25 protein-coding genes, 5 tRNA genes and 3 pseudogenes are annotated in these 23734 nt (G+C 49.4%); 11 read left to right on the top strand and 22 right to left on the bottom strand.

Annotation, left to right across the window (positions count from 1 at the left end):
• Window positions 1–18: 18 nt before the first annotated feature.
• Window positions 19–92: transfer RNA gene (locus Q3F21_RS25795), tRNA-OTHER, on the bottom strand.
• Between the two features lie 99 nt (window positions 93–191).
• A complete protein-coding gene (locus tag Q3F21_RS25790) occupies window positions 192–596 on the bottom strand; it encodes a hypothetical protein (RefSeq protein WP_340259252.1) in 405 nt (134 codons plus the stop codon).
• A 330-nt stretch (window positions 597–926) separates the two neighbouring features.
• Here Q3F21_RS25790 and Q3F21_RS25785 point away from each other — a divergent pair, with 330 nt between their 5' ends.
• From Q3F21_RS25785 to Q3F21_RS25765, 5 genes and pseudogenes are all read left to right on the top strand, one after another.
• The gene (locus Q3F21_RS25785; protein WP_340259250.1) at window positions 927–1472 is read left to right on the top strand and encodes a GNAT family N-acetyltransferase; all 546 of its coding nucleotides are present in this window, start codon (window positions 927–929) and stop codon (window positions 1470–1472) included.
• A 134-nt stretch (window positions 1473–1606) separates the two neighbouring features.
• Entirely contained in the window at window positions 1607–1900 is a 294-nt protein-coding gene (locus Q3F21_RS25780) for a transposase (protein ID WP_425341304.1), read from the top strand.
• Between the two features lie 27 nt (window positions 1901–1927).
• Window positions 1928–2173 (top strand): annotated as a pseudogene (locus Q3F21_RS25775) (transposase); the annotation flags it as partial.
• Between the two features lie 253 nt (window positions 2174–2426).
• On the top strand, window positions 2427–3611 hold the full coding sequence (locus Q3F21_RS25770; RefSeq protein WP_340259248.1) for an IS110 family transposase: 1185 nt from the start codon (window positions 2427–2429) through the stop codon (window positions 3609–3611).
• A 221-nt stretch (window positions 3612–3832) separates the two neighbouring features.
• Entirely contained in the window at window positions 3833–4153 is a 321-nt protein-coding gene (locus tag Q3F21_RS25765; protein ID WP_340259254.1) for a tyrosine-type recombinase/integrase, read from the top strand.
• A 113-nt stretch (window positions 4154–4266) separates the two neighbouring features.
• Here Q3F21_RS25765 and Q3F21_RS25760 read toward each other — a convergent pair.
• Window positions 4267–4340, bottom strand: a tRNA-Gly gene (locus Q3F21_RS25760).
• Window positions 4341–4525: 185 nt separating this feature from the next.
• On the opposite strand from Q3F21_RS25760, the gene Q3F21_RS25755 reads away from it, so the two are divergent.
• The 3 genes and pseudogenes from Q3F21_RS25755 to Q3F21_RS25745 all read left to right on the top strand — a co-directional run.
• Complete coding sequence (locus Q3F21_RS25755) at window positions 4526–4714, top strand: helix-turn-helix domain-containing protein (RefSeq protein ID WP_340259246.1); 189 nt, start codon at window positions 4526–4528, stop codon at window positions 4712–4714.
• A 173-nt stretch (window positions 4715–4887) separates the two neighbouring features.
• A pseudogene (locus Q3F21_RS25750) lies at window positions 4888–5103 on the top strand (BlaI/MecI/CopY family transcriptional regulator); the annotation flags it as partial.
• Window positions 5098–5926, top strand: a pseudogene (locus Q3F21_RS25745) (M56 family metallopeptidase); the annotation flags it as partial. The pseudogenes Q3F21_RS25750 and Q3F21_RS25745, both read left to right, overlap by 6 nt.
• Before the next feature lie 453 nt (window positions 5927–6379).
• On the opposite strand, the gene Q3F21_RS25740 reads toward Q3F21_RS25745, so the two are convergent.
• The 7 genes from Q3F21_RS25740 to Q3F21_RS25710 all read right to left on the bottom strand — a co-directional run bounded on the left by Q3F21_RS25740 (window position 6380) and on the right by Q3F21_RS25710 (window position 8738).
• Window positions 6380–6466, bottom strand: a tRNA-Leu gene (locus Q3F21_RS25740).
• A gap of 26 nt (window positions 6467–6492) precedes the next feature.
• A tRNA-Tyr gene (locus tag Q3F21_RS25735) sits at window positions 6493–6577 on the bottom strand.
• Window positions 6578–6582: 5 nt separating this feature from the next.
• Window positions 6583–6658, bottom strand: a tRNA-Thr gene (locus Q3F21_RS25730).
• 107 nt (window positions 6659–6765) lie between these two features.
• On the bottom strand, window positions 6766–7080 hold the full coding sequence (locus Q3F21_RS25725) for a hypothetical protein (protein WP_340259243.1): 315 nt from the start codon (window positions 7078–7080) through the stop codon (window positions 6766–6768).
• Window positions 7081–7257: 177 nt separating this feature from the next.
• Window positions 7258–7824 (bottom strand): thioredoxin family protein, encoded by a 567-nt coding sequence (locus tag Q3F21_RS25720; RefSeq protein ID WP_340259241.1) that lies wholly within the window; start codon window positions 7822–7824, stop codon window positions 7258–7260.
• Window positions 7825–8096: 272 nt separating this feature from the next.
• The gene (locus Q3F21_RS25715) at window positions 8097–8255 is read right to left on the bottom strand and encodes a YycC family protein (RefSeq protein WP_340259239.1); all 159 of its coding nucleotides are present in this window, start codon (window positions 8253–8255) and stop codon (window positions 8097–8099) included.
• Window positions 8256–8540: 285 nt separating this feature from the next.
• A complete protein-coding gene (locus tag Q3F21_RS25710) occupies window positions 8541–8738 on the bottom strand; it encodes a hypothetical protein (RefSeq protein WP_340259237.1) in 198 nt (65 codons plus the stop codon).
• A gap of 253 nt (window positions 8739–8991) precedes the next feature.
• Here Q3F21_RS25710 and Q3F21_RS25705 point away from each other — a divergent pair, with 253 nt between their 5' ends.
• A complete protein-coding gene (locus tag Q3F21_RS25705; RefSeq protein WP_340259235.1) occupies window positions 8992–10179 on the top strand; it encodes a CapA family protein in 1188 nt (395 codons plus the stop codon).
• Between the two features lie 87 nt (window positions 10180–10266).
• Here the strand turns inward: Q3F21_RS25705 and Q3F21_RS25700 are convergent, their stop codons facing one another.
• From Q3F21_RS25700 to Q3F21_RS25645, 12 genes are all read right to left on the bottom strand, one after another.
• Window positions 10267–10809 carry a TlpA family protein disulfide reductase gene (locus tag Q3F21_RS25700; RefSeq protein WP_340259233.1) on the bottom strand — a complete coding sequence of 181 codons (543 nt, stop codon included), beginning with the start codon at window positions 10807–10809 and terminating at the stop codon, window positions 10267–10269.
• Between the two features lie 13 nt (window positions 10810–10822).
• A complete protein-coding gene (locus Q3F21_RS25695) occupies window positions 10823–11533 on the bottom strand; it encodes a cytochrome c biogenesis CcdA family protein (RefSeq protein ID WP_340259231.1) in 711 nt (236 codons plus the stop codon).
• A 256-nt stretch (window positions 11534–11789) separates the two neighbouring features.
• Window positions 11790–12068: a hypothetical protein gene (locus tag Q3F21_RS25690; protein ID WP_340259229.1), complete on the bottom strand. Its 279-nt coding sequence runs from the start codon at window positions 12066–12068 to the stop codon at window positions 11790–11792.
• Window positions 12037–13557, bottom strand: coding sequence for a two-component system sensor histidine kinase NtrB (locus Q3F21_RS25685; protein WP_340259227.1), 1521 nt, complete (start codon window positions 13555–13557; stop codon window positions 12037–12039). Before Q3F21_RS25685 ends, Q3F21_RS25690 begins: the two co-directional genes overlap by 32 nt.
• A gap of 127 nt (window positions 13558–13684) precedes the next feature.
• Window positions 13685–15442 carry an aromatic amino acid hydroxylase gene (locus Q3F21_RS25680; protein ID WP_340259225.1) on the bottom strand — a complete coding sequence of 586 codons (1758 nt, stop codon included), beginning with the start codon at window positions 15440–15442 and terminating at the stop codon, window positions 13685–13687.
• A gap of 165 nt (window positions 15443–15607) precedes the next feature.
• Complete coding sequence (locus Q3F21_RS25675) at window positions 15608–15898, bottom strand: antibiotic biosynthesis monooxygenase family protein (RefSeq protein WP_340259223.1); 291 nt, start codon at window positions 15896–15898, stop codon at window positions 15608–15610.
• 79 nt (window positions 15899–15977) lie between these two features.
• On the bottom strand, window positions 15978–16889 hold the full coding sequence (locus Q3F21_RS25670; protein ID WP_340259221.1) for a hypothetical protein: 912 nt from the start codon (window positions 16887–16889) through the stop codon (window positions 15978–15980).
• A gap of 57 nt (window positions 16890–16946) precedes the next feature.
• Entirely contained in the window at window positions 16947–17627 is a 681-nt protein-coding gene (gene thiE, locus Q3F21_RS25665) for a thiamine phosphate synthase (protein ID WP_340259219.1), read from the bottom strand.
• Window positions 17624–18262 carry a thiamine phosphate synthase gene (locus Q3F21_RS25660; RefSeq protein WP_340259217.1) on the bottom strand — a complete coding sequence of 213 codons (639 nt, stop codon included), beginning with the start codon at window positions 18260–18262 and terminating at the stop codon, window positions 17624–17626. Before Q3F21_RS25660 ends, thiE begins: the two co-directional genes overlap by 4 nt.
• Entirely contained in the window at window positions 18237–18599 is a 363-nt protein-coding gene (locus Q3F21_RS25655) for a hypothetical protein (protein ID WP_340259215.1), read from the bottom strand. Before Q3F21_RS25655 ends, Q3F21_RS25660 begins: the two co-directional genes overlap by 26 nt.
• Before the next feature lie 331 nt (window positions 18600–18930).
• The gene (locus Q3F21_RS25650) at window positions 18931–19341 is read right to left on the bottom strand and encodes a DUF3054 domain-containing protein (RefSeq protein WP_340259213.1); all 411 of its coding nucleotides are present in this window, start codon (window positions 19339–19341) and stop codon (window positions 18931–18933) included.
• 84 nt (window positions 19342–19425) lie between these two features.
• Entirely contained in the window at window positions 19426–20016 is a 591-nt protein-coding gene (locus Q3F21_RS25645) for a GNAT family N-acetyltransferase (protein ID WP_340259211.1), read from the bottom strand.
• Window positions 20017–20261: 245 nt separating this feature from the next.
• On the opposite strand from Q3F21_RS25645, the gene Q3F21_RS25640 reads away from it, so the two are divergent.
• Both Q3F21_RS25640 and Q3F21_RS25635 read left to right on the top strand, forming a co-directional pair.
• On the top strand, window positions 20262–22022 hold the full coding sequence (locus tag Q3F21_RS25640) for a UbiD family decarboxylase (protein WP_340259209.1): 1761 nt from the start codon (window positions 20262–20264) through the stop codon (window positions 22020–22022).
• A gap of 173 nt (window positions 22023–22195) precedes the next feature.
• Window positions 22196–23683 carry an NCS1 family nucleobase:cation symporter gene (locus Q3F21_RS25635; RefSeq protein WP_340259207.1) on the top strand — a complete coding sequence of 496 codons (1488 nt, stop codon included), beginning with the start codon at window positions 22196–22198 and terminating at the stop codon, window positions 23681–23683.
• Window positions 23684–23734 lie beyond the last annotated feature (51 nt).

The following is a 23734-nucleotide window of genomic DNA, read 5'->3' as shown; positions in this document are numbered from 1 at the left end:
TTCTACGCTCTGATTCTATGGAGCGGGTGATGGGAATCGAACCCACGCCGCTTGCTTGGGAAGAAAGAAAAACAGTATTCCTACACACCCGCACATTCTAAAAAACCCTTGTACTTCAAGGGTTTTTCCTTATTATAATTGGTTACACCCCCTATAGATTACCCTGCAATCCTGCACATTCCACCCCCAATTCACCCCCAACTAGCATTGCTACTATCACTTGATCTTATCTTATCAGCTATAGCTTCTTTGCTGAATGTCAGCTGCTTCATCACTTCATTGATCTTCTTCTGAACACCCATGAGAACCAGGTTATCGTGCAGCCGAAGCATCTCCACTTGCCCACGATGTGACCATATCACAAAGTATTCCCGCTGATCGTGGAACTCCTTTACGATCCGCACGCCGCTTTGTCGCAGTTCTTTGGCCACCTCCCTCTCTTCGGTATAAAGGATACTGTCCATGGCCCTTATTCCGTTTGCCAGAATACCCGGGATTTTCAACGGGGCCGATTGGGTTAGAGCCAGATCGTCCTTTAAATACGAGACGACCTTGTTCAATATAAACCAGTTCTTCAGCAGTTCCTTTGGCTCCATCCTGCATCACCCATTAACGAACATTTGTTTGTATTTATTATATGCACAGTTGCACTCTTGGGTAAACAGGGAAACCCGAGAAGCTACTTGTTGTACTCCAGCCTGAAGCACCAGATTGTCCATCGGGTGGGAGTAAAGATGCCCCGCGGCTGGGGATGGCTCCCATGCCCATCAACCTAAAAAATCAAAATCCCCCATAACGAAAATTCTATCCATTGTTGACTAATGTTAATAAGACGTTATGTTAACTTGAAATGAACACGATATTCATCAGTCTTTTCTTTCATTGACCATGATAAAATTGTATTAAAAGGATATCGGAGGGATTTTATGAAACTAGTAGGACAACAAATATATCTTCGATTTTACAAGATTTCTGACGCCAGCGAGTTAGCTAAATTACATACTAGAAATCGCGAATTTTTTCAACGAGTTAGCCCATTACTCCCAGAAGCCTTTTATACAGAAGAACATCAAAAAATACGCATTGAACAGGTATTAAAAAAAACAGATGAAGGGCAAGTATATGCTTTTGGAATCTTTTTAAAAGCAACTGATAAACTTATCGGAGACATTTCATTAACTCAAATTGCTAGGGGAAACGTCCAAAGCTGTACTACGGGATTTATTTTAGATAAGGAGTATAATGGAAAGGGCTATACAACAGAAGCTCTACAACTTGTTGTAGACTTTGCTTTTAGAGAATTAAAACTGCATAGAATTGAAGCAGGAGCTATGCCTGACAATATAGCATCTATTCGTGTGTTAGAAAAAGTAGGGTTTAAAAAAGAAGGTATAGCTAAAGAAAATGTAAAGATTAATGGCAAATGGACAGATCATCAAATATTAGCTATCATCAACAGCTTGGATGTGTAAGCTCATTTCACTTCCACTAACGAAGATTATGTACTTATATTTTTGATAAAGAAACTCTTCAAATAACCGCAAAAAGGAGAGCGTAAAAAGTTTTGTGTAAATGGTTAAACTTTCCATTAAGGAGATGATCATTTATGCAAGACAAAAGAGACATGACGATCAAGGAGTTAGCAAAGGATTGCCGAACCATCGAGGATGTTCATGAGATGCTCAAGAACCTCTTCCGTGACACCATCCATCAGCTGTTTGAAGCAGAAATGGACGACCATCTGGGCTATGCCAAACATAGTGCTGATGGCGATCACACAGGGAATAGTCGCAACGAATATAGCAAGAAGTTCGCTTCGCCTTACGCCCTTGACTCTATTGGCTCCGAAAAAGATGTCCCAATTAGGGGGATGAAACCTGTTCATATATCGGTTGATTGAGTTTACATAAAAATCTTGACAGACCCCTATCCCCCAGAGATCCGCAAAATGATGTACACAACGAATATTATCGAAGGCTATCATCGACAACTCCGTAAGGTCACAAAGACAAAAACGGCGTATCCCACCGACGATGCCCTACGGAAAATCATCTATCTGGCTACCGTTGAGGCGTCGAAGAAGTGGACTATGCCGCTTCGGAGCTGGAAAGAATGTATATCACAACTTGCGATCCATTTTGGAGACCGCTTGCAAGGAGAACTGTCCGCATAATTCCAGCTGATATGTCAGCTTGACATGGAGCCTAGTATAGTAATGTTATCTCCCCTTCATGTTTGAGATACAATGCTCGTATAAAGGTCGGGGAGCCACGTATGGAGCCTTGGGACAAGATCCCGCGCAGAGAGTGTGGTCCCCGAACTTACGAGTATATACGAATGAGCTGGATGTGGCTTGACCACGAATATCGAACTAGGTTGTATCTCGTAAGTTTCTGCGTGTCCGACCACGAGGGGAGAAAAATAGAATGTTTTACTTGGGAATTGATATTAGTAAACGCAGTCATGAAGCTTGCTTAATTGATTCAACTGGAAAACCAGTAGGAAAAACGTTGAAATTTACAAACAGCCAAGCTGGTGGACAAAAACTTTTACAACGGCTTAGTACACATGTTTCTTCTAGTGAGGGCGTACTCATTGGCATGGAAGCAACAGGACATTACTGGCTTGCATTACATTCATTTCTACGCAAACAAGGATACACGATCGACATCTTAAACCCAATTCAATCGGATGCCATACGTAACCTGTATATTCGTCAGACCAAAACAGATTCTAAAGATGCCTTCCTTATTGCAGAACTTGTTTGTATTGGCCGGTACACAAAGACCAAAATTGCTGAGGAGGGAATCGTTGGGCTGCGTCAGCTTACACGATTTCGTTTTAGCTTAGTCGATTCGATTAGTGATTTGAAGCGCCAAGTCATTTCGGTTTTGGATACGATTTTTCCAGAATATGAGCAGTTGTTCAGTGATATATTTGGTAGAGCCTCTTCCGAGTTACTGATGACCTTTACAACTCCAGAGGAATTGCTAAACGTAGGCACCGAAGAGTTGGCTAAACTATTAGCGAAGCATAGTAAAAACCGATTGGGAAGACCAAAAGCTGAACGGATTCAGGAGGCCGCGCGGCAATCTTTTGGTGCTGATCTGGCTATTGATGCTTATTCCTTTCAATTGCAAATGATTATGCAACAAATTCGCTTTATGGAGGAACAACTTAAGCGTTTGGAGGAAGAAATCGCCGAACGGCTTTCTGAATTCGATCATCATTTGTTAACGATTCCTGGTATTGGTCCGGTGCTTGCTGCTAGCATATTGGCGGAGATTGGAGATATCACGCGCTTTCAAACACCAAAGCAATTGGCAGCCTTTGCGGGTCTTGATCCTGCTGTTCGGCAATCCGGACAGTTTACAGGAACTACTAATCATATTTCAAAGAGGGGTTCTGTCTATTTACGCCGAGCCCTGTGGCTTGGAGCTAATTCGGTACGCCTATACGATCCTGTATTTAAATCGTTTTATGATGATAAAATTTCCCGAGGTAAGCATGGCAAAACAGCTCTCGGTGCAGTTAGCCGTAAGTTATCGGCTGTAATTTTTGCAATTTTGCGGGATAATCAACCCTATGCTCCAGAATTGGCGACAAAGTAACGCTTAGAAACGTGGAGTGAGTCTGCAATGGTATGCCCCCTGCGTAGTCAATAAAAAGAATCATCCATGAAGTGTGTTGACATTGCATAGCTGGTCTCTGCAGGCATGTTTTCTTGCGATTGGGCGATGCCAGTAACCCACGCATCGCATGGCAAACGAGCCTAACATGCCCGCCCCTCCATGTAAAGCCGTTGAAGTAGCCGTTCACTTGTTAAAAACCCATTTACACAAAAAAATTTACTTTCCCTTCATTTGTCTTTTGTAATGAAACAGGGAGACCGTACTACTATACAACTCCGACCGCAACCTGGAGAAAATTTCTTAAGAAAAATGGATTCGAACACATCCGGCTGCATGATCTCCGACATACCGCTGCAACTTTATTGATTGAGGCCGGCGTGGACTTAAAAACCGTACAGGAACGTCTTGGGCACACAAAGTATCAAACAACAGCCGATTTTTATGCCCACGTAACCAAAAAAGTTTCTCGTGAGGCTGTTACCAAATTGGACAAGTTTGATCCCCGAAAACGTACTCTGTAAATTCCCCCCCAATTCACCCCCAATCGGTGATTCCCCCCTGCTTCACCCCCACTTACTTTGAAGAGACAAAAAGAAAAAACCTTGCTGCAACAAGGTTTTCAGAGACTTTACTATGGAGCGGGTGATGGGAATCGAACCCACGCCGCTAGCTTGGGAAGCTAGAGTTCTACCATTGAACTACACCCGCAAGCATCCAGTAACCATGTACAAATGATGGCGGTGAAGAGACTTGAATCCCACTCTATTACTGGAAACAGATCTGGAGTCACAATTATTATTATAACACATGCGGAAATGAAAATCAAGGAAGAAGAAGTTAGTTTGAAATAAGCCGCCGATAACGGCTATACAAATCTTGACAGACCCGAAATCATGGAACTGATCCAGTTAGCCCAACAGGGTGATCAACAGGCTGAAGCCGAACTTATCGAACGCTTTGAGCCTCTGATTAACAAATACTCTCGCTATCATGGTGTGATCAAAGAAGACTGCAAACAACAACTTGTCATTGAATTTATTTTGGCGGTTCGCCGTTTTGATCTTGATCGTTACAAGGATTAGAGAATGGCCGAGCTTTAGAATAATATGTTCTATGGCTCGGCCTTTCTCTGATCCACGAACAATTCATCTTCGCTTGACAAGACATTGCAAACTATATCCGCCTTTAAAATCTGGAGCGTCCTCACTCTGCTTAGTGGTACCAATCGTTGCTGAATTTCGGAAGCAGCAGATGGCTCATGATTTTCGCTCAACGGGGTAAGGAGTGGAAGGCACAAACGATTTCCACCTTCCTATCGCAGTTGGTGGATAAAGGGGCGCTAGAAACCACAAGGCATGGCCGAACAAACAAGTATGTTCCCCGCATATCGCCGGAAGATTACAAGCTGCGGGAAACGCAACATGTACTGGACGGGTTATACCAAGGATCGGTTAAAAACTTAATCGCTGCACCCGGACAATTTTCAGGGTTCTTTCCGGAGTCGTTCATGCAAGAACAGACCATTTCAGCAAATGTAGCCCTTTCCCTCATAAGCTTATGGGCAATCGGAGCTATAGGTTTTGCTGTATGGCAAACGTATTGTTATCGCAGATTTGTAAAGAAACTAGAACATACGCGCATCACCGTTCCGAAGAACAGCGAAGCAGCTAAACAGCTCCCCTTCATCAAGGAATCTCTTGGTCTGAAAAGCAACGTCCGGCTCGCGTACAGCTCTGCTATTCGGAGTCCTGTTCTTGTCGGCCTATGGAAACCTACCATTTATCTTCCTATGGAGAAAATCGTGAACGTGGACATGGACATGGTGATCCGTCAAGAGTTGATCCATCTGAAACGGAAAGATTTATGGGTCAAGGCGTTCACGTTGGGAGCCAGTGTCTTACATTGGTTTAATCCCTTGGTTCACATTTTTCGCAAGGACATTCATACATGGAGCGAGCTGACTTGTGATGAAGAAGTCGTAAAAGATATGTCTTATGCCGAGCGAAAACGCTATGGGGAAACAATCTTGAACGTAGTGGCAGGATCAAGGAATTTACCCGTGCAATTTTCCGCCAATTTATCTGGTGATGGCAAACAATTAAAAAGGAGATTAACGATCATGCTTAATGTGAAGAAATTGTAAAAGAAAACACTGCTGTTTCTAACGATAACAGCGGTGGTTTTGATTGCTGCGATTAGCACATCAGCAGCGGTATGGGCTTCCAACAATACGCCCAAAGTAGTTTGAAAATGAAGAAAGTCTTTCTGAAGCTCAACCAAAAGAAGCGGGCCCACCTGAAAACGATGAAAATGATATCCCCCCGGGAACATCCATAACTTTACTATCTGGAGAGATGATAAATTCCAGGCCAACGTTTGCTCCTTGCTTCCATCAACATGCTCCGCTTATCACTAAACGCGGAATATAATTTCACTTACAGATTAGCCCTTCAACCAACCAAAAAAAGAACTCACTTCCCATTTCCTCGATGTCAGCTACCCCTCTTTTCTATGGCAAGTATCTAGTAGGTTTACAGCTTCTTGTTTGTTACCTTGCTTAAGATAAGCAAGGTAGCTTGAAAGATGTCTGTATAACCAAAAAAGCTAATCTACTACATCAAACATCTATGCGCATCTGGATGTCAGTACAAAAATTTCTTCCACTCATGCAATGAGCGAATGTTTAGCTTTAAAATAAAAAAGCCCTTTAGGCTTTTTTAATCCCAAAGAACATCCTTGCAGTATTATGGTGCCGGTGAAGGGACTTGAACCCCCACTCCATTGCTGGAAACGGATTTTGAGTCCGTCGCGTCTGCCAATTCCGCCACACCGGCGCGTATGTAAAACATGTTCGTTAAAATGGTGGGGAGAGACGGATTCGAACCGCCGAACCCTTAGGGAACAGATTTACAGTCTGCCGCGTTTAGCCACTTCGCTATCTCCCCGAAAATGGTGCCGGCGATAGGACTTGAACCCACAACCCCCTGATTACAAGTCAGGTGCTCTACCAATTGAGCTACACCGGCAAATACATCGCCGTTCATCTTTCTATGTAAAAAAGAGATTGACGCTGCTAAGTCTAACATAAAAGAATTGGAATTGTCAATACATGGACATTTTTCCTAGTTTTCCTTTACTGCTCGTCCCCTAATTGGCCCAATATCTGCTCTGCCCACTCATGAAAGAGAGAGAGGGCTTGCTCCACATCAGGAAATGTCTTCCCTTCCTCACATATGTATTCGGGAAAATCGGTAATCTTGTTCTTCCTGATCCTGACCGTGTCGCCCTCGCACTTGATCTCCAGAAAATAGGGAACCGCATCGTCCAGGCCGTATTTATTTTCGAGAAACTCGTAGGTCCGCACCCATTCCAATATCCGAACCTCATTTGGACGAAGCCGGAGGACCTGCTCCAGCGACATGATCGTCTCATTTCCGTAATAATGCAAAATGTTCATTCCTTCCAGAAGAAGCGGACAGGAGTATAGCCGCTCCTGCCCCCGCTTCTATTTACAGCATTTCTCGTTAAAACTGCATGACTCTCTCGAACCAGGTGAAATTATACTACTGCTCCGCAATTCTTCCCGATTACCGAATGGTGCCGCAGTATTTCCGTAAAACTACTATTAAATGCCGGAGAGCACGTCCCGCAATTCTTTTACAATGACTTGATGATAACCGATGCCCTCTCCGTACTGGGCAAGCATCTCAGCACGGGCGACTTTAATCTTTTCGTCGTAGTCAGGCGCATTCCGATCCGGATTCTGTTGTTTAAAGGCTGTCATAACAGCTTGCACATGCTGCGGTCGCGGCCCCCATTTGGCGAGTACATGTCCACCCGTATCCGCAAAGATGACAACGGGAATGGCACGCCCTCCCATGGTCAAAAACTGATCCATGAGGTCGAGGTGGTCTTCCATGATCATGATTTCCGTAGGGATTTGCGTTTCTTCCAAAGCGCGGAGGACAACCGGCACATTGCGAACCACGTCTCCGCACCAGTCGGCCGCAATGATCAGGCAGCGAAGATCGTCGCGATGGCGCAGCGATGCGAAAAATTCGCGGTCATCCTCGCTGGCCCAGACAAACTTCTGGTACCACTCATTGAACGCTTCCTGATTTTTCGTCATTCCCTGGATAAAATCCTCCGGTTTTACACCGGTACCGTACTTGTGGGCTGCGTTTACTGACATGTGATCCCCTCCAATGTTTTTGTCGATATGCTGGTATGATTCACCACGGCGTGTGAAAATCCTGTGCCTCGTTTACAATTTGGGCTGCTTGGCACCATATTGATCCATCTTGTTTGTTTCCTATGTATCGCAGCATGATGGTGGCACGCGGGTAAAAAGGCGAGTTGAAATCCGCCTCCACCGCATGCTGGCACTCTTCCTGCAGGCGCCCGCTTAGTAGAGTAGCTCTGATTATTCCTGCTAGCCCCAGCCTCCTAGTGCAGTCGCTCCGATTACTCGCCGGATTCTTTTTTCTCCGCCTCTTCTTTGGCCAGCTCCATCATTTTTTGCATTAGTATATGCTGCGGCATGTGCATCAGGCGCTCCAATGGCACTTGCAACGCTTCTGCCAGCTTTACAGCCGTTTCCGGAGAAATGGCGAGTGGTCTCATGGCAGCCCTCTCCCTTCCTTGATATGTACACTTAGTATAATACAGCGCTGCTTGGCTTACCAGATACGCTGTCTAAAGCCTCTTGCCAGCGCCACGCGGCGGAACTTCCACAACTTGGTATTTGCCAGCTTCCCGCGCCTTGCGCTTTTGCAGCCTGAAAATAGCCGTCAGTCAAAACGGGCACTTCCTAAAAAATAACGGGATAATCCCAGCTCCCAACAATCCAGAGCAAAGGACTACCCCGCCTCCCAACTACGGCATCTCTTCCTACGCGATGTATCTGTTTCAGACACGAGGCTTGGTCAATATGCATGGCACTCCAAAACCAATGGCTCCTGGCTGCGCCATTTTCTCTACATACTCCATGCCTCTTGTACACGGCTGCTTGCAAACTATGCAGGTGCCCGAAGTGACAATCTTCAAATTCACTTGATTCGGATGCTGTTTGGCATCCTTTTTGCCTTTCTTCTTTGGTTTCGCCATCTCGATCCCTCCTCTGCCTCATGTCCGTTTATCATATGAGACGAAGGAATCGATTCTCCTTAGGCAGAGGCACAAAAACAGATTGCCGTCAGCCAAAATGGGCCGGGCTTTTGAATCTCTGTTTCCAGCGCTCTCGGGTGTCGCCATGAAAGAAGCGACCGATTAGGATTCGATTGCCAGGCATGCTATAATAGTTTTTATGTTTTGAAGAAAACCGCCTCTTGCGGCAAAAGCTTTGTAATGAGGGAGAGCGATGTATCAGACGAGAGTGGACCGCTTAAAAGCGAAGCGAAAAAGACGGCGTAAATTGCTGACCATCGTCCTGCGAACCATATTGTTTACGCTTGTCTTGTTGGGAGCATGTCTGGTTTTTTATGTGCTGCAGCTCTTCTGGGACAGTTCCCGGGAAAACCAGCCGGAGCGGGCTGCGGAGCAAACAGGGACCGACAAGCAGGCCGAACCATCTGTGAACCTGACTTTTGTCGGGGACGTAATCATGGCAGGACATGTGGAGACCAGGCTAAAAGAAAACGGCTACGATTTTCCGTATGCTTACGTGCATTCGTACTTTCAGCAGGATGACTTTACAGTTGCCAACTTGGAGACTCCTGTCACAAAAAACGGTGTACCGGCCTCCAATAAAGAGTTCGTGTACAAGTCTCCGCCAGAGGCGATTCCGGCCATGAAAAAAGCCGGCATTGATCTGGTTAATCTGGCCAACAACCACTCGATGGACCAGGGAGAAAGCGGCCTTTTGGATACCTTCCAAGTACTGGAAGGCAATGATATTGCATATGTAGGGGCCGGCCGAGATGCGGAGCAGGCCTATTCGCCCGTGTACGTCGAGCGAAATGGCATCCGAATGGCGTTTTTCGGCTTTAGCCGTGTCCTCCCTAATATCAGCTGGTACGCTGGGAAGAACAAGCCGGGAATTGCTGCCTCCTATGATCCGGCCAGGGCTGTCGACGCGATTAAGCAAGCCAGATCGCAAGCAGATCTGGTAATCGTCATCGCCCATTGGGGGAAAGAGCGGGAAGACTATCCTGTAGACCATCAGATTGAGCTGTCCCGGGCGTACATCCATGCTGGCGCCGACCTCGTGATCGGCGGTCACCCGCACGTGCTGCAAGGGTTTGAACAATATAACCAGAAGTGGATCGCCTACAGTCTCGGGAATTTCATCTTTACCCGTTCCTATGAACCCAGGACATGGGAGACGATGGTTCTGCAGGCGTCCTGCACCAAGACTGGCGATTGCGCGCTGAAAATGCTGCCTTTCCACGCGGAACTGGGACAAGCTGTTCCGATGAATGAGGAAAATGGCGATGCTTTGCGCAAGCGCATCGAATCTCTTTCAAAAGATGTCCGCATTCTTCCCGATGGCAGCGTGCAAAGAAAAAATGGTCCTGAGGAATCCGACTCACCGCAGCCAACCTCCTGACGAGGCAGAAGGTTCCTCCCTTCTTCCACGCCGTCCATGGCGAACCGCCCGTTGCCCCTTTGGAAATAAAAAGGACCGCTGCGTCTCTTATCGCAGCGGTCCTGATGTTTCTTCCAGCATTTTTTTCAATTCCATTTCCAGATAGGGCCCTTCCACCATTCCGATGATTTTCTTCCGGATAATCCCCTGCTTGTCAACGAGATAGGTGGTGGGAAACGCTTGAATCCAATAGCGGTTGGCCACATCGCCTGTCACATCCATCGGAATGGGAAACGTAAGCTTATACTGCTTAACAAATGCTTGCGCTCCCTCCAGACTGTCGTTGGAGGTCACGTTTATGCCGTAAAAATCTACCTGTTGCCCGTATTTCTCCGCGATTTTTTGCAGATCCGGAGCCTCGAGCTTGCACGGACCGCACCAGGACGCCCAAAAGTTGATAACGAGCGGTTTGTCTCGCTTGCCTGCAACTCCGTACGTCTGGTTGTCAAGGCCTCGCAACGTAAAATGCGGCGCTTCAAATCCAGCTTCCGGCTTTTGCTCCGCCATAACTGCACCCGTCTGTTGCGAAGGCTGCCAGATTACCGAGCCTAAGAGAACAGCCATAATCATTGCCAGCACTAGTCTTTTCATGTGTCACCTCGGGTCAGAATCCGGTGAAGCCTCCATACATCTTAATCAGGACTTTGGTGATGTCCGTCATCTTGTCCGTGTACAGCAGCACGCCGAACAAGATCATCAGAGCACCGCCTACTTTCATCAGCCGCTCAGAATACTTCATGATCCATTTTACCTTGCTGATGAAAAACGTCATGACGAAGAACGGAATCGCAAAGCCCGCCGTATACGCCAGAGTATAGGACAGCGCTTGCCCCGGATCGTTCATCCCCAGCACGATAATCCCGGAGAGGATCGGTCCTACGCACGGCGTCCAGCCAGCTGCATATGTAATCCCGACGAGGACAGAACCGGTATACCCGAGAGGCCGGGATTTTAGATCCACTTTCCACGTCTTCATCATCCAGTCCATCTTAAAGACTTGAAGCATCACCAAACCAATGATCACCAGTAATATGCCCCCTAATTGGCGTATCAAATCCTTTTGGGAGGCAAAAAGACTGCCGAGCCAGGAAGTGGAAAGTCCCAAGGCGACGAACACAATCGAAAACCCAAAGATAAAAAACAGGGTGTGCAGCAGCGCCTGCCGTTGAAAAACGGTTCTCCCCTTCTTCACCTCGTCCATCGTGACGCCAGTAATATAGGAAATGAAGGAGGGATACAAGGGCAAACAGCAAGGAGACACAAATGAAAGGAAGCCTGCGCCAAACGCTAAAAAAACGGAAAGATCTCCACTCATAGATACCTCCGAGGGGTAATGGTTATTCTATTGTACCGAAACTGGTCATCACTCAAAAGCGAAACCCCAACTTTGTCTTAAAACGTCCCTAATTAATTAACATAATAAATATTACGTAAACTTAATTGCGCAAAGGAGTATGTTCTTGAAAAATAGTTATGTAAGCTGGACGGGTTACCAAATATATATAAGTTCCGATTCAAAATAATGTCTCAAAAGATGATCCAGTTTGGCATCATTTCCATGACATTCTCTTTCATTTGAAGCCCTGGTTCGACTTCTTCTGAACATTTTGCCAATCCCCAAACTTCCCTTGTGCTTGCGAAAAAGCTTGCTGACATTTGTCATCGATTTCGTACACAATCCATTTTAGTAACATACGACCACCCACCCATAAAAATTTGGACGAATGTCGGTTTCCTTCCAAAAAGACCCAACTGGCTTTATTGGTAAAAGAAAAAGACAAATGGGTCATTTGTCCATGAAACATTTGTCTTTTTCTTTTATCCATTTGAGATGGGAAGCCTTGCTTCAAAGCGGGCCCCTCCCAGACGCAGGGAATTTTCCGCAAAAATTTCTCCCCCGTGATCGAGGATAATGCGCTGGGTGGTCGACAATCCAAGTCCGGTTCCATCTGGTTTGGTTGTGTAAAAAGGGACGAATAAATTCTTTAGCACTTTCTCTTCCAAACCCGGTCCGTCGTCTTCGACTGTCAAAACGACCTGGTTGATCGACGCGTAAACGGAGACTTCCACCATGGACCCCTTGGTTGTGAGCGCCTCCATCGCATTCTTGAGAATGTTGAGAACAGCTTGCTTGATGCGTGCCCTGTACCCGTAAATATACCATTCATCTCCGGACCAATTCAGCTCCAGCCGAATTCCCCGTCGGTTGGATTCTGGCTCCAGCAAGCGAATGACACCGAGGACTTCATCCATGATGAGGAAGCGTTCAGCGGAAATTTTATCGTCCCGGTAACGGGCAAGAACCAATACGTCGTTCAAAAGCCCATCAATTCGCTCGATTTCCGTTAAAATCACCGAAAAATAAGAAGTGTTTTGAATCGTCTCCGTCTGCTCGCGCAATAACTGGATAAATCCTTTGATCGATGTCAGCGGATTGCGGATTTCATGAGCCATGCCGGCAGCGAGCTGGCCTACCGCAGCCAATGCTTCCCGTTTGGTCAACTCCTCTTCGTAGCGCTTGGAGTCTGTAATGTTTCTGAGAACCGATATCGCTCCCCACAATTCGCCCTTGTGGTAGATCGGACTCGTACTGACGGTCGTCAGTATCCCGTTGATTTCCGCAACATAATGTCCGGACTGGCCTCTTTCGATTACCCATTGTACAAATCTTTCATTTTCTCGGGGACGAAACGTCTCATCGATGTTGGTACCAATGATCTGTTGGCGCTCCACTTGCTGCAATTCGGCAAATGAGTAGTTGGCTTCGATGATGCGAAGGTTGCGGTCGATGATCAGTACCGCTATATCCGTGGACTGCAGGACAAGCTGCACCAATTCCTGTTCCGCCACTTCAGAAAAGTGTTCGCGCGCAGCAGATGACGCTTGTAATTTGTCCTGCTCCCTTTGAAATTCTTCTGATTCAAAAATATGTATAAACAAATCAAGCAAGCTGTCGACGAATTGATATAGATCGAGCCGAACCTGATACAGTTCCAGTCTCTCTTCTTCCGTAGAAATGAAGTGATGGGCATCCCGCTCCATTTGATCCAGCAATATATCCCGGCAGAGCCGAATGCGTTCCAATACACATGCCAGGGATATACCTTGTTTCGAGCGATGGATCGCAATTTCCCTTGCTTTTTTCTCCACTTTCAGACGGTCACCAGTAAAAATGTATTCGATCAAACTCAAAATGAACCTTTCCAGCAGAGACAATGTATACGATCGATCTTCCAGAATTAATGCCGAAATTCGGTTGTGATCAGACAGAAACCCATACGTTTTGGCCGCCAGTTCAGGGGCCAGACTCGTTAAGTGCTTTCTTATCCGCTTTTTCACTTTCTACTGGCTCCTTTGTCTCTAGCATCTATATGTAAAACATTCATATCCTATTTATTCCATAAACATGAAAGAATGTAAAGCGGCGTGACTATCCATTCGGGACAATTCACGCCGCTTTTTCATCTTACTTTCCTAGTAGACGAAGTCCGTTCACAATTAACTGTCGTTGCTCCGGCTTTGCATCCTGCAGCTGTTCCAAGGCGGCATGCAGCCTGCTTTGTTCCCGCTCGGTCCCGGCCTGATTATGCACAATTTCCAGGAGCTCCAAGCGAATCAGCCAGTCTTCCGAATAGGCGCAATCGAGCTCATCGAGTATCGTCTGCATTGTCTGGCGATCAACATGTTGTCGTTTTTCCCGGATGCTGCGGACCTTCTGATAAAGCTGATGAAGTCTGATCTGCTCAGGGGAATGGTTTGCCTGTCTGGCTGAGATAGCGGATGGCTTGTGTGTGCCGGTAGCAAAAGCTTCCCGATCGGCAGCCCCGGCAAAAACCGATACGATCCGTTCTCCAACGGCCATGTCGTACGTACCCCACTCGGCGTGAAAAAGCGTTTTATCCAGATACGTAACCGTACACTCATCAAAGCCAACGAGAGCGAGACGGCCTCTTTCCCGAAGCATGTAGCGGACAATTCCTGTCACCCGGATTCCGGATGCAAATGACAGGGTGCAATGTTTCCCGAGCACAATTCCTTTTTCCTGCAATTGTTCATCGGTAAAGCTCTCCAACGGAATCGTCTCGCCAGCCAAAAGCCCGATCGGGGAGCCGAAGCCATCTTGGTGATATTCCTTGCCGTGACCTTCAAGCTGCTTGTTTTCGATTGCGAGAGCGGAAGGGCCTGTCGTTTTGAGATAAACCGCTTCTCCTGCACTGTCAAATTCGAGCTCCGACAAAATCCCGCTCACCTGAAGCCCCGAGCTGTAGACTACCGTCGTCGTCTGAGGCATGTTTCTCGCCTTAATCAAGCTTACCGTCCCGCCGACGTTCAGGGCCATCCGCTTGGAATACTCCAAAACGGCATCGATCAGCTCCTGAAAATCGCGGCATACAAACAACTGCGGCTGCGGTTTTGTGATGTCATAATCGGTTTCGATACATGCTTGAAGCGAAAACGGAATCTTCTTCACGTCATCCTGCAAGCAGCTGATGCTTTCTCCGACAGAGGAAAGAAGTCCCGCGCCGTAAATACGCGGTTTTTCACAATCGCCGATCAAGCCGTACTCGACTGTCCACCAATACAGGCGAGCCAGTTCATTTGCCTCGGAAACGTCCCGGACAGCCAATGCTCTTCGCTCCAGCTCCTCTTCCGCCTGCCTGATGACTTCCTCCGTGGATTCCGGATCCTCCTTTACAATAGAAAGGTAGCGGATCGCTTCGTACAATTCGTAATCTTCCCTGGAGGAAAGCGCGCGCGACCCGATTTCTCCGAATATTTTCAAATACGAACGGTAGGTCTCATCCAAAATGATCGGGGCGTGGCCCGCTGCCTCATGAATGATGTCCGGTGCCGGGGTATATGCGATATGATCGTATTGGCGAATATCGCACGCAATCGGCAGGATGCGGTGGGCTTGAAAATCAAAGAATGCTACTGCCGGAATAAAGCCGTCTATGGTGACGGCGCCCCAGCCGATCTTTGCCAGACACTCATTCATCTCGCGAATGTTGGGGATTCGCTCCACGCTGATTCCGGAAAGCCGCAATCCCTCAAGGTAGGCGCTGTGTGCAGTTTGCCCCAGATAATGATGATTTTGCCGCATGACATACCGCCATACCGCGTGGTCGATCGGAGTGTACTGCTCGTAATCCTGTTCCACCAGAAACTCCCTCAGGTGAACAGGAACCTGGACGAGAGAAAAATCAGGTTCTACGCGACTCATACTCACTTCCCCTTTATCAGGATAGTAACCATGTAAGCGTTTTCTAGTTCCTCCCCTTATCATATCACGATCAAGTTACAAATTGTGCAAAAAATGTTTATTAAAAAACTTATCAGAATAAAAAGAGGCATTCGCCTGCTTTATGGGCAAACGAATGCCTTCGCATTATGAAGACGCTTTGACTTGATAGGTGCGCAGCTCAGACTTGACCGGACTGTTCGGATTGCTGCCCGCATGCGATCGTTTGAACGCTTCGCTCTGTGTCCAGTTAAGGAAATCCTGCTCGCTTTCCCATTTGGTAAACACCGTGTACTCATCGCCCTGGGTAGGAGCCAGGAACAGAAACTCCAGGAAGCCCGGGACGTTTTTCATTCGCTCACCGCTCTCGCTGAAGGCTTTTTCCAGGTGAGCCTGGTAATCGGAAGGCACGGTCAAACGGTTCATCGATACGTACATGCACGCCACACCCCTTTTCCATATTTATCTTTTTCATTATACATAAAAGCGTTCCGAGAGCCAAAAAGCCGCAGAAAGCCTATTGGCGCCTGCGGTTTATTTGCTGCTCCAGCATGATATCGACCAAAAGAATATCCTGGAGCGGGTCCTTGGGATCAGTGGTCAAAAGCGATGCCACTGCGGCAATCGAGCACCGAACAGCGTGATAAGAGTAGAATGCGTCCCTTTCATCGTCATTGGACAAGGACAGATCGGACAGTTCATGAATCGGATAAGGAAAATCCGTTACTACTCCAGCCCGATCGAGCACGACCAGCGCCTGTTTGATCGCCAGAAGAGCGGCGCTGACGCTGATTCCGTACTCCCTGCGAAGCTCATCCCACACTTGAAACGCGGATCGCTCCACCCGTTCCTGATTGGACCGGGTAATGATGCCTGACTTCCGCCCTTCCTTCAGCAGCCAGTCAACCAGAATATCCTGTCTCGGCGGAAAGGCAAACACCTGCAGCTTCAGCTCAAGCTCTGTAGGCGTATCCTTCGCAAAACGCGCATGGGACAATGACATTTCATAGCGTCTGGAAGGATGGCCCGGGACCGTGACAAAAACAGTTTCTTGCCGAATAGCCGCTACTTGCAGCTTTGTTCTTGCCGCTATTCGTGCCTGGGGCGCCTTTTCCCTGCGGATATTGCCGGGGATGAGCTCAGTGCCGAACAGATGGTACTCCAGCGGCGAGTCAATCCAGGGAATAGGTTCCCGACTCAGAATCTCATACAATCCGTTAAATGTAATCCACTCACCTGGCCGCTTTTGATACCGAACCAGGGCGGCATGGCGTTCTTCCTCCGGCGTCACGCTTTCTGCGTCGGCGTGATCCTCGGCAGGGGCAAGTCTTTTATGTTCCACGAGCGCACAATCCGTAAGCTGGAGGCGCTCCAACAACTCTCTTTTGCTTACCCATTCATAGCCAATCCGGTAAATTCGATGTTTCATCTGCTCCACCTCCCTCGCCAGGTTCAACTGCCCGGTCTGTCTACGGTACCATATGTGTCAGCAAGACTGTCCGTTCCGTGTACGAGTGACGATCTCGTTCAAATCACGAGCCGCCCGCTCAGGAGAATACGCCTTGCTGATTGCACTGATCACAGCTACCCCATCCGCACCGGCAGTCAGAACGGCGTCGGCATTTTCCAGCGTAATCCCGCCTATTCCCACGATCGGCAGCGATTCACCTGCCGCCTCTCGTATTTGCCGCAGCCCTGAAGGCCCGATCGGTTCGCCCGCATCCGCCTTGGATGCCGTAGCGTACATCGCCCCGACGCCGATGCAGTCGGCACCACCCGCCAGAGCTTCCCTGGCTTCTTCAACCGTACCGGCAGATACGCCGATATACATCGCTTCTCCGACCAAGGCACGCACATCGTTCAGGCGCATGTCGTCCTGGCCGACATGGATGCCGTCTGCCTTAAGGGCAATCGCCAGGTCAACGTCGTCGTTTACGAAGAAAATCGCGCCGTATTGATGGGCGAGCCGCTTCATGTCCTCTCCTAGACGAGCTTTCTCTTCGCGGGTCAATTTGCTGCCTTTATCGCGCAGCTGCAAAGTACCCGCGCCCCCTTTCAGAGCTTGCTCGACGATTTCAAGCGTGCGTGCAGCCGAAAAGCCGCAATCCTGGGTCCCTACGACAAAATAAACCCCCATTTTTTCACGCAATCGCTCTCTGCTTCTCATCCCGTTTCCCCCTTCCACCTGTCCAGCGTCTCTCTGTAAGCACAGGCTGCTTGTTTTGCGTCTCGTGCATCTGTTATTCCGGAAAGGACCGCAATGCCCGCACAGCCTGCGGCGAGCACCTGTCCTGCATTGTCCGGTCTGATCCCGCCAAGTCCGATCACGGGAATGGACAACGCCTCGGCAACAGCTGTCAGTTCGTCCGTCCCTCTTGGCGACAGACCCGGTTTGGACCGGCTGGCAAAAATATGGCCGTACAAAACGTAATCTGCGCCTTCCTCGGCGGCTTGCACGGCCTCTTTCATGGAATGAACCGAGCTGCCGACCTTTTGCCCAGGCGCTAAGACTCTTCTGGCTGCCTTGAGCGGCAGACTGTGATAGGCAAGGTGGGCCCCGCAGCATTGAACAGCCGCTGCCACGTCAACCCGGTCGTTGATCACGATGCTCTCGCGGGGAATAATTTCCGCCAAGGCCTCCGCCCACTGCATGATTTCACGTGCTGTCCGATGCTTTTCGCGGATATGGAGCCTATCCATCCCCCCGCTGTAGGCAGCTTCGGCCATGCGCAGCACCTGATCAAGCTCGTTTCGGCCGCTCGTAATGACGTGCAGCTCAGGAGCGCGCAGCAGCATGCTCATGTCCGCCTCCCGATAGCGTCGTCAGACACTCCTGCAGCCATTTGGCCGTCTTTTCATTTTGGTCTTCAGGCATGCGGGCCACCATCTCGGCTGCCAGCCTGCGCAAAAAGAACGATTGCGGCAAGCTGAGCGGAAAAGTGACCGTCCTCGGTTTTTGCTCCTGCTCCTCGAGCTTTTGCACCCCGGCCAGCAAAATATCGGCAATCGACTCTATCAGGTCTCTCGTATGTTCCTGCTCACGCAAATCATCATAGCAGCCGTCCATTAACCGGCACAAGATCAGGAAGGCCTGCGTGGACAGCGTAAAAGGTTGTACATCCTGCAATGGTTCAGTCACGATTTTCCCCTCCACAAAACAAAGCGAAACTCTGGTTATTATAGCACATTCTGCTGACCAGACGGCACGCTTACCTGTGTCTGCAAATAAAATGCGAGCCGTTGACACTTCTTTCGGCTCGCATGGTTATGCCATTTACGGTTTGTTGCGGTCGTTGTGGTTGGACTGACGCAGATTGGTGTTTTTATCGTGCTCATCCAACGTCTTGCCGCGATGCTTGCCCAAATCCTTGCTGTTGTTGTTCTTGCCCATTTGCCCACCTCCCTTTGCCGACATCAACTGGTAGCGTCCCCAGCCAAAGGTTCTTTTATCAGGAGGACGGGCTTTCTCTTCAACGGCTTTGGGATCGCCGCTGAATCAGTGCGCAGACGACGGCAAACGGAATGCGCCAGGCCAGCAGAAAGGCGAGCATGATAAAATACGCAACGGCGGCGAACAGCCATGTGAGCGGCGTACCCAGCCAGAGTGAACGGATGACCAGTCCGATGGGAGCAGCAAGCGTCCACATGAGCAGCGTATTGAGCAGCTGCCTGCCCGCCTTCTCCCACGATTGGTGCCGGTATGGATGTAAAAGCAGCGCGACCACTATCCATGCCAAAAGGAACGGAGCCAGCGTTTCCATGATTCCTGATGCGGTTGCGGGCAGTCCGTGCGCCAGCTTTCCGTAGTAAGTAAACAGCAAAAAGGCGGCCAGATCGCCAGCGAGCAGGACATAACCGGCCGGAGCGTGTATCCGTTTCATGAACAATCCTCATCTCTTCCTATTTAAATGCTACCACGCTCATTGTACACATCCGCTCCGTCCATCCACAATCCATATGGGCTGTTATTCACCAAACAGCAACATTTTCAGCTTTTGGTCCACCTGCGGCCACTCTCTGTCCAAAATGCTGAAATATACGGAATCGCGGATAAACCCGTCGCGGACAATCATATGATTGCGGAGCGTGCCTTCGTAAACGCCCCCGATTCTTTTGATGGCCCGTTGGGAATTCACATTGCGGGCATCCGTTTTCAACTGGACGCGGATACAGCCCAGCTCTTCAAAACAGTGGCGCAAAAGCAGCCATTTGCACTCCGTATTTACTTTTGTCTTCCAGACGGAAGGCGTCAGCCACGTGAAGCCGATCTCCAGCCCGCGATCTTTTTTCGAGATGTTCAAAAACCGGGTGCTCCCGATTACGTTCCCGTTTTCCTTGCTCATGATCGCAAAGGGCAGTTCGGTTCCGCTGGCCTGTCCCTCCAGCGCCGCCTCGATAAAGCGCCGGGCGTCCTCAGGCTGTCGCATCGCCATCGACATGTAGCCCCAGATTTCTTCGTAATTTCCTGCCTTCCATATCCCTTCGGAGTGGCGAGGGTCGAGTGGTTCCAGACGAACCAGATTTCCTTCGAGGACGATCGGTTTGACTTGCAGCATACAAAGACTCGCTCCTTTACTGTTCTGCTTTATGAGTACAACAGAACAGTTCTTTGAAATTTTTCCAAGGATAATGGCGGCGTTGTCTTTTGTCAAGAGAGTGGTCGTATGCAAATGGAAAAAGTGGGCCAGCAGCGCATGGCAGAAAAGAAATCGTCACAAGACACGCGGGAAAAAGGTAGATTCAAGCGGGGCGTTCGTGTACAGTTAGAAGAGGAATTAAGGGGATGTGGAGGTTAGGAAAGATGCACGCAAACCTGCGTTCGTTTATGGAGCAACTGCGCCGGCACGGACAGTTAATCGAGATTGACGCGCCAGTAGATGCAAATCTGGAGCTGGCTGAGATACACCGCAGGGTCATCCAGGAGGAAGGGCCCGCACTTTTGTTTACCAATGTAAAAGGAAAATCGTTCCCGGTCGTGACTAACCTGTTTGGAACCGCCGAGCGCGTGGATATGGCATTTGGCCCAAAACCGGAAGCGATTGTAAAAGACTTGGTTCACGGATTGGACAAGCTGATGCCGCCATCCATTTCTGGCTTATGGGAGCTGCGCTCGCCTCTGCTGGAAGTGATGCGGACAGGCACGAAGACGGTAGCCGCCGGGCAGGCTCCCGTCACCCAGGTGAGTACCACGGACGTCGATATGACAGCGCTGCCCGCATTGACAAGCTGGCATCTGGACGGAGGTCCCTTCGTTACCCTCCCACTCGTATACACCGAGCATCCGGAGACGAAGCAGCACAATCTGGGTATGTACCGCATCCAGATTTACGATAAAAATACGACGGGCATGCACTGGCAGATTCACAAGGGGGGCGGGTTTCACTACTATGAGGCGGAAAAACAAAACCGCTCGCTGCCTGTTTCGCTGACGATCGGCGGGCCGCCCGCACTCATTTTGTCCGCGATCTCTCCTCTGCCTGAGATGGTGCCGGAATTGGTTTTCGCTTCCTTGGTCATGGGAGATAAATTGAAGATGGTCGAGGTGCCCAACCATCCGCACCGGATCGTGGCGGATGCCGAGTTCGTTTTCGCGGGAGAGGTTCCGCCGCACGTCCGCAGACCGGAAGGCCCGTTTGGCGACCACTTTGGCTATTACTCGCTGACGCATGATTTTCCGGTATTCCAGGTTAAGCAGATGTTCCGCCGCAAGGATGCGATCTACCCGGCTACAGTCGTCGGGAAGCCGCGCCAGGAGGACTACTATATCGGCGAGTATCTGCAGCGCTTGCTCTCCCCTCTGTTCCCTGTCGTCATGCCTGGGGTCAAGGCGATCTGGGCTTACTGTGAGACCGGTGTTCACGCGCTCGCGGGGGCCATCGTACGGGAAAGCTACTATAAAGAAGCGATGGCGCACGCGTTCCGGATCATGGGCGAAGGGCAATTGACACTGACCAAGTTTTTGATGGCGACAGATGTCCCTTGTGATTTGTCCAATTTCAGGAATTTTATGGAAATTATTTTGGCCCGCTTCCAGCCGGAGCGCGATCTGCTGATCGTCAACGATACATCCGGCGATACGCTGGATTATACGGGCCGGAAATTCAATCACGGTTCCAAAGGGATCATGCTGGGGATTGGAAACCCTGTTCGGGAGCTGCCCAAAGAATACACGGGAGAAGGTATCCCGAATGTTTCCCATATCAAAGCTTTTTGCGGCGGATGTCTGGTCATCTCAGGTCCGTCCTTTGCAGAAAGTCCCCAGTTTGGCGAAGAAATTTTGCCTTACGTAAATGAGTATTGCAAAGAGTGGCCGATGATCTGCATCGTGGATGACACTGCGATTGCCGGGGATCAAAGCTCGTTCTTATGGACCGTCTTTACCCGCTTCGACCCGGCTCACGACCTGTACGCAAAAGCGACCATCGCCCGCAACAAGATTCGCTATGAAGGTCCGCTCGTGGTCGATGCGCGGATGAAGCCGTTCTATCCAGACGAAGTGGAGACTCACCCGGATATCGCGAAGCTCGTCGATCAAAGATGGAAGGAATACTTTCCGAAGTAAAGCAACTGTACAAACCGTACCCGGAACAATCCGTTCCGGGTTTTCCTGCATATTAGATGTAAGAAAATTCTGTCATCTGTTGTCGTAACGTCCAATATAATGTAGCATCTTGTCTTTTGAGCAACACTTTTAACGGTCGGTTCCTATTTTCTTTACAAAGGAGGGAGTTCCCCGTGAAGACCCAGGTGGATTCTGACGGCATCGTCACCTTGACGAAAGAAGGCGAAAATCTGATCAAAGACAGTCCGCTGTTCAACGAAGGGCTGCGCCCTACCACGATGGCTGAGCACAACTGGACCTCGTACAACTTCGCAAGCCTGTGGATCGGCATGTCCATCTGCTTGCCTGCTTACTCGCTTGCGGCCGGATTGATCGCACTCGGCATGAATTGGTGGCAGGCGATCATCACCATCATCCTGGGAAACTGTATCGTCCTCATTCCTATTCTCCTTAATTCCCACGCGGGTACAAAATTCGGGATTCCGTATCCCGTTTACGCCCGTCTCTGGTTTGGCTCCAAAGGCGCGCACATCCCTGCCGTCGCCCGCGGTCTGGTGGGCGCGGGGTGGTTTGGCATCAACTGCTGGTTTGGCGGAACTGCAATCGATACCTTGCTAATGTCCATGAGCGGTTGGGGACATGTTCCCGGCCATACCTGGATCGCCTTTTTCGGCTTTTGGGCACTGAACGTCTGGATCGCCTACAGAGGACCCGAAGCCATTAAAAAGATGGAGTTCTGGGCCGCCCCTGCCTTGATCATCATGTCCCTTGCCCTGCTCATTTGGGCGTTGACAAAGGCGGGCGGATGGGGTCCGATGCTCTCGGCTCCCTCCAAATTTACAACCGCCGGAGAGTTTTTTAAAGTCTTTTTCCCTTCGCTTACGGGTGCCATCGCCTTCTGGGCGACAATGGCGCTGAATATTCCTGACTTCTGCCGATACGCCAAAAGCCAGCGGGCGCAAATCATAGGTCAATCGGTGGCACTGCCGACGACCATGGGAGGGTTCTCTTTTATCGGGGTAGCCGTGGCATCCGCTACCGTCGTCATCTTTGGCGAGGCGATCTGGGACCCCGCAGCCGTGTTGGCGAAGTTCTCCCCCCTTGCCATCTTCTTTGGAACGATCGGAATCATCCTGGCGACACTGACTACCAATGTTGCAGCCAACGTCGTAGCGCCTGCCCGAGCCATCGAAAACCTTGCCCCGCGCAAAATGAGCTTTGGCGCTGGGGCGATCATCACTGGAGTGGTCGCGCTAGTCATGCAGCCTTGGTACATTTTGGATAATTTCGGGAATTATATTTTTCTCTGGCTCGGTACCTATGCCGCTCTGCTGGGGCCCATCGACGGCATTGCTATCGCGGACTACTGGCTGGTGCGCAAACAGCGGATTCACTTGACGGAGCTGTATCGTCAAAACGGCATCTACTCCTACAAGAGCGGCTATAACTGGCATGCTGTCTGGGCCTTGCTGCTCGGGATCGCTGTCCCCTTTGTCAGCAGACTCATTCCTGGTCTTGCGTTCATCTGGGATAATGCGTGGACGATCGGATTGTTTGTCTCTCTGATCTTCTACACCTGGTTTATGAAACGCAGCTCCAGCCTGATCAACCAGTCGGACTACGAAAAAATCACCGCCAAAGCAGAGCCGCACGCTTCTTGAAGAGAATGCATGAAATATGGTCCTGCCCATCAAGTGAACAGCGTCCCGAAA

It is taken from the genome of Brevibacillus borstelensis, from assembly GCF_037834415.1.
Classification (GTDB): domain Bacteria; phylum Bacillota; class Bacilli; order Brevibacillales; family Brevibacillaceae; genus Brevibacillus; species Brevibacillus borstelensis_A.
Note: the sequence above shows the minus strand (reverse complement) of the source record. Positions and strands in the feature narration are given on the sequence as shown.

Coding starts and splice junctions, on each gene's coding strand:
- Q3F21_RS25700 (WP_340259233.1), bottom strand. CDS start 10,809: ATGAAAAGACTAGTGCTGGCAATGATTATGGCTGTTCTCTTAGGCTCG.
- Q3F21_RS25710 (WP_340259237.1), bottom strand. CDS start 8,738: ATGGCGAAACCAAAGAAGAAAGGCAAAAAGGATGCCAAACAGCATCCG.
- Q3F21_RS25670 (WP_340259221.1), bottom strand. CDS start 16,889: ATGAAACATCGAATTTACCGGATTGGCTATGAATGGGTAAGCAAAAGA.
- Q3F21_RS25660 (WP_340259217.1), bottom strand. CDS start 18,262: ATGAGCATGCTGCTGCGCGCTCCTGAGCTGCACGTCATTACGAGCGGC.
- Q3F21_RS25770 (WP_340259248.1), top strand. CDS start 2,427: ATGTTTTACTTGGGAATTGATATTAGTAAACGCAGTCATGAAGCTTGC.
- Q3F21_RS25755 (WP_340259246.1), top strand. CDS start 4,526: ATGGAACTGATCCAGTTAGCCCAACAGGGTGATCAACAGGCTGAAGCC.
- Q3F21_RS25675 (WP_340259223.1), bottom strand. CDS start 15,898: ATGTACGTATCGATGAACCGTTTGACCGTGCCTTCCGATTACCAGGCT.
- Q3F21_RS25650 (WP_340259213.1), bottom strand. CDS start 19,341: ATGAAACGGATACACGCTCCGGCCGGTTATGTCCTGCTCGCTGGCGAT.
- thiE (WP_340259219.1), bottom strand. CDS start 17,627: ATGAGAAGCAGAGAGCGATTGCGTGAAAAAATGGGGGTTTATTTTGTC.
- Q3F21_RS25715 (WP_340259239.1), bottom strand. CDS start 8,255: ATGAGACCACTCGCCATTTCTCCGGAAACGGCTGTAAAGCTGGCAGAA.
- Q3F21_RS25790 (WP_340259252.1), bottom strand. CDS start 596: ATGGAGCCAAAGGAACTGCTGAAGAACTGGTTTATATTGAACAAGGTC.
- Q3F21_RS25695 (WP_340259231.1), bottom strand. CDS start 11,533: ATGAGTGGAGATCTTTCCGTTTTTTTAGCGTTTGGCGCAGGCTTCCTT.
- Q3F21_RS25645 (WP_340259211.1), bottom strand. CDS start 20,016: ATGCTGCAAGTCAAACCGATCGTCCTCGAAGGAAATCTGGTTCGTCTG.
- Q3F21_RS25640 (WP_340259209.1), top strand. CDS start 20,262: ATGCACGCAAACCTGCGTTCGTTTATGGAGCAACTGCGCCGGCACGGA.
- Q3F21_RS25780 (WP_425341304.1), top strand. CDS start 1,607: ATGCAAGACAAAAGAGACATGACGATCAAGGAGTTAGCAAAGGATTGC.
- Q3F21_RS25785 (WP_340259250.1), top strand. CDS start 927: ATGAAACTAGTAGGACAACAAATATATCTTCGATTTTACAAGATTTCT.
- Q3F21_RS25720 (WP_340259241.1), bottom strand. CDS start 7,824: ATGTCAGTAAACGCAGCCCACAAGTACGGTACCGGTGTAAAACCGGAG.
- Q3F21_RS25680 (WP_340259225.1), bottom strand. CDS start 15,442: ATGAGTCGCGTAGAACCTGATTTTTCTCTCGTCCAGGTTCCTGTTCAC.
- Q3F21_RS25705 (WP_340259235.1), top strand. CDS start 8,992: ATGTATCAGACGAGAGTGGACCGCTTAAAAGCGAAGCGAAAAAGACGG.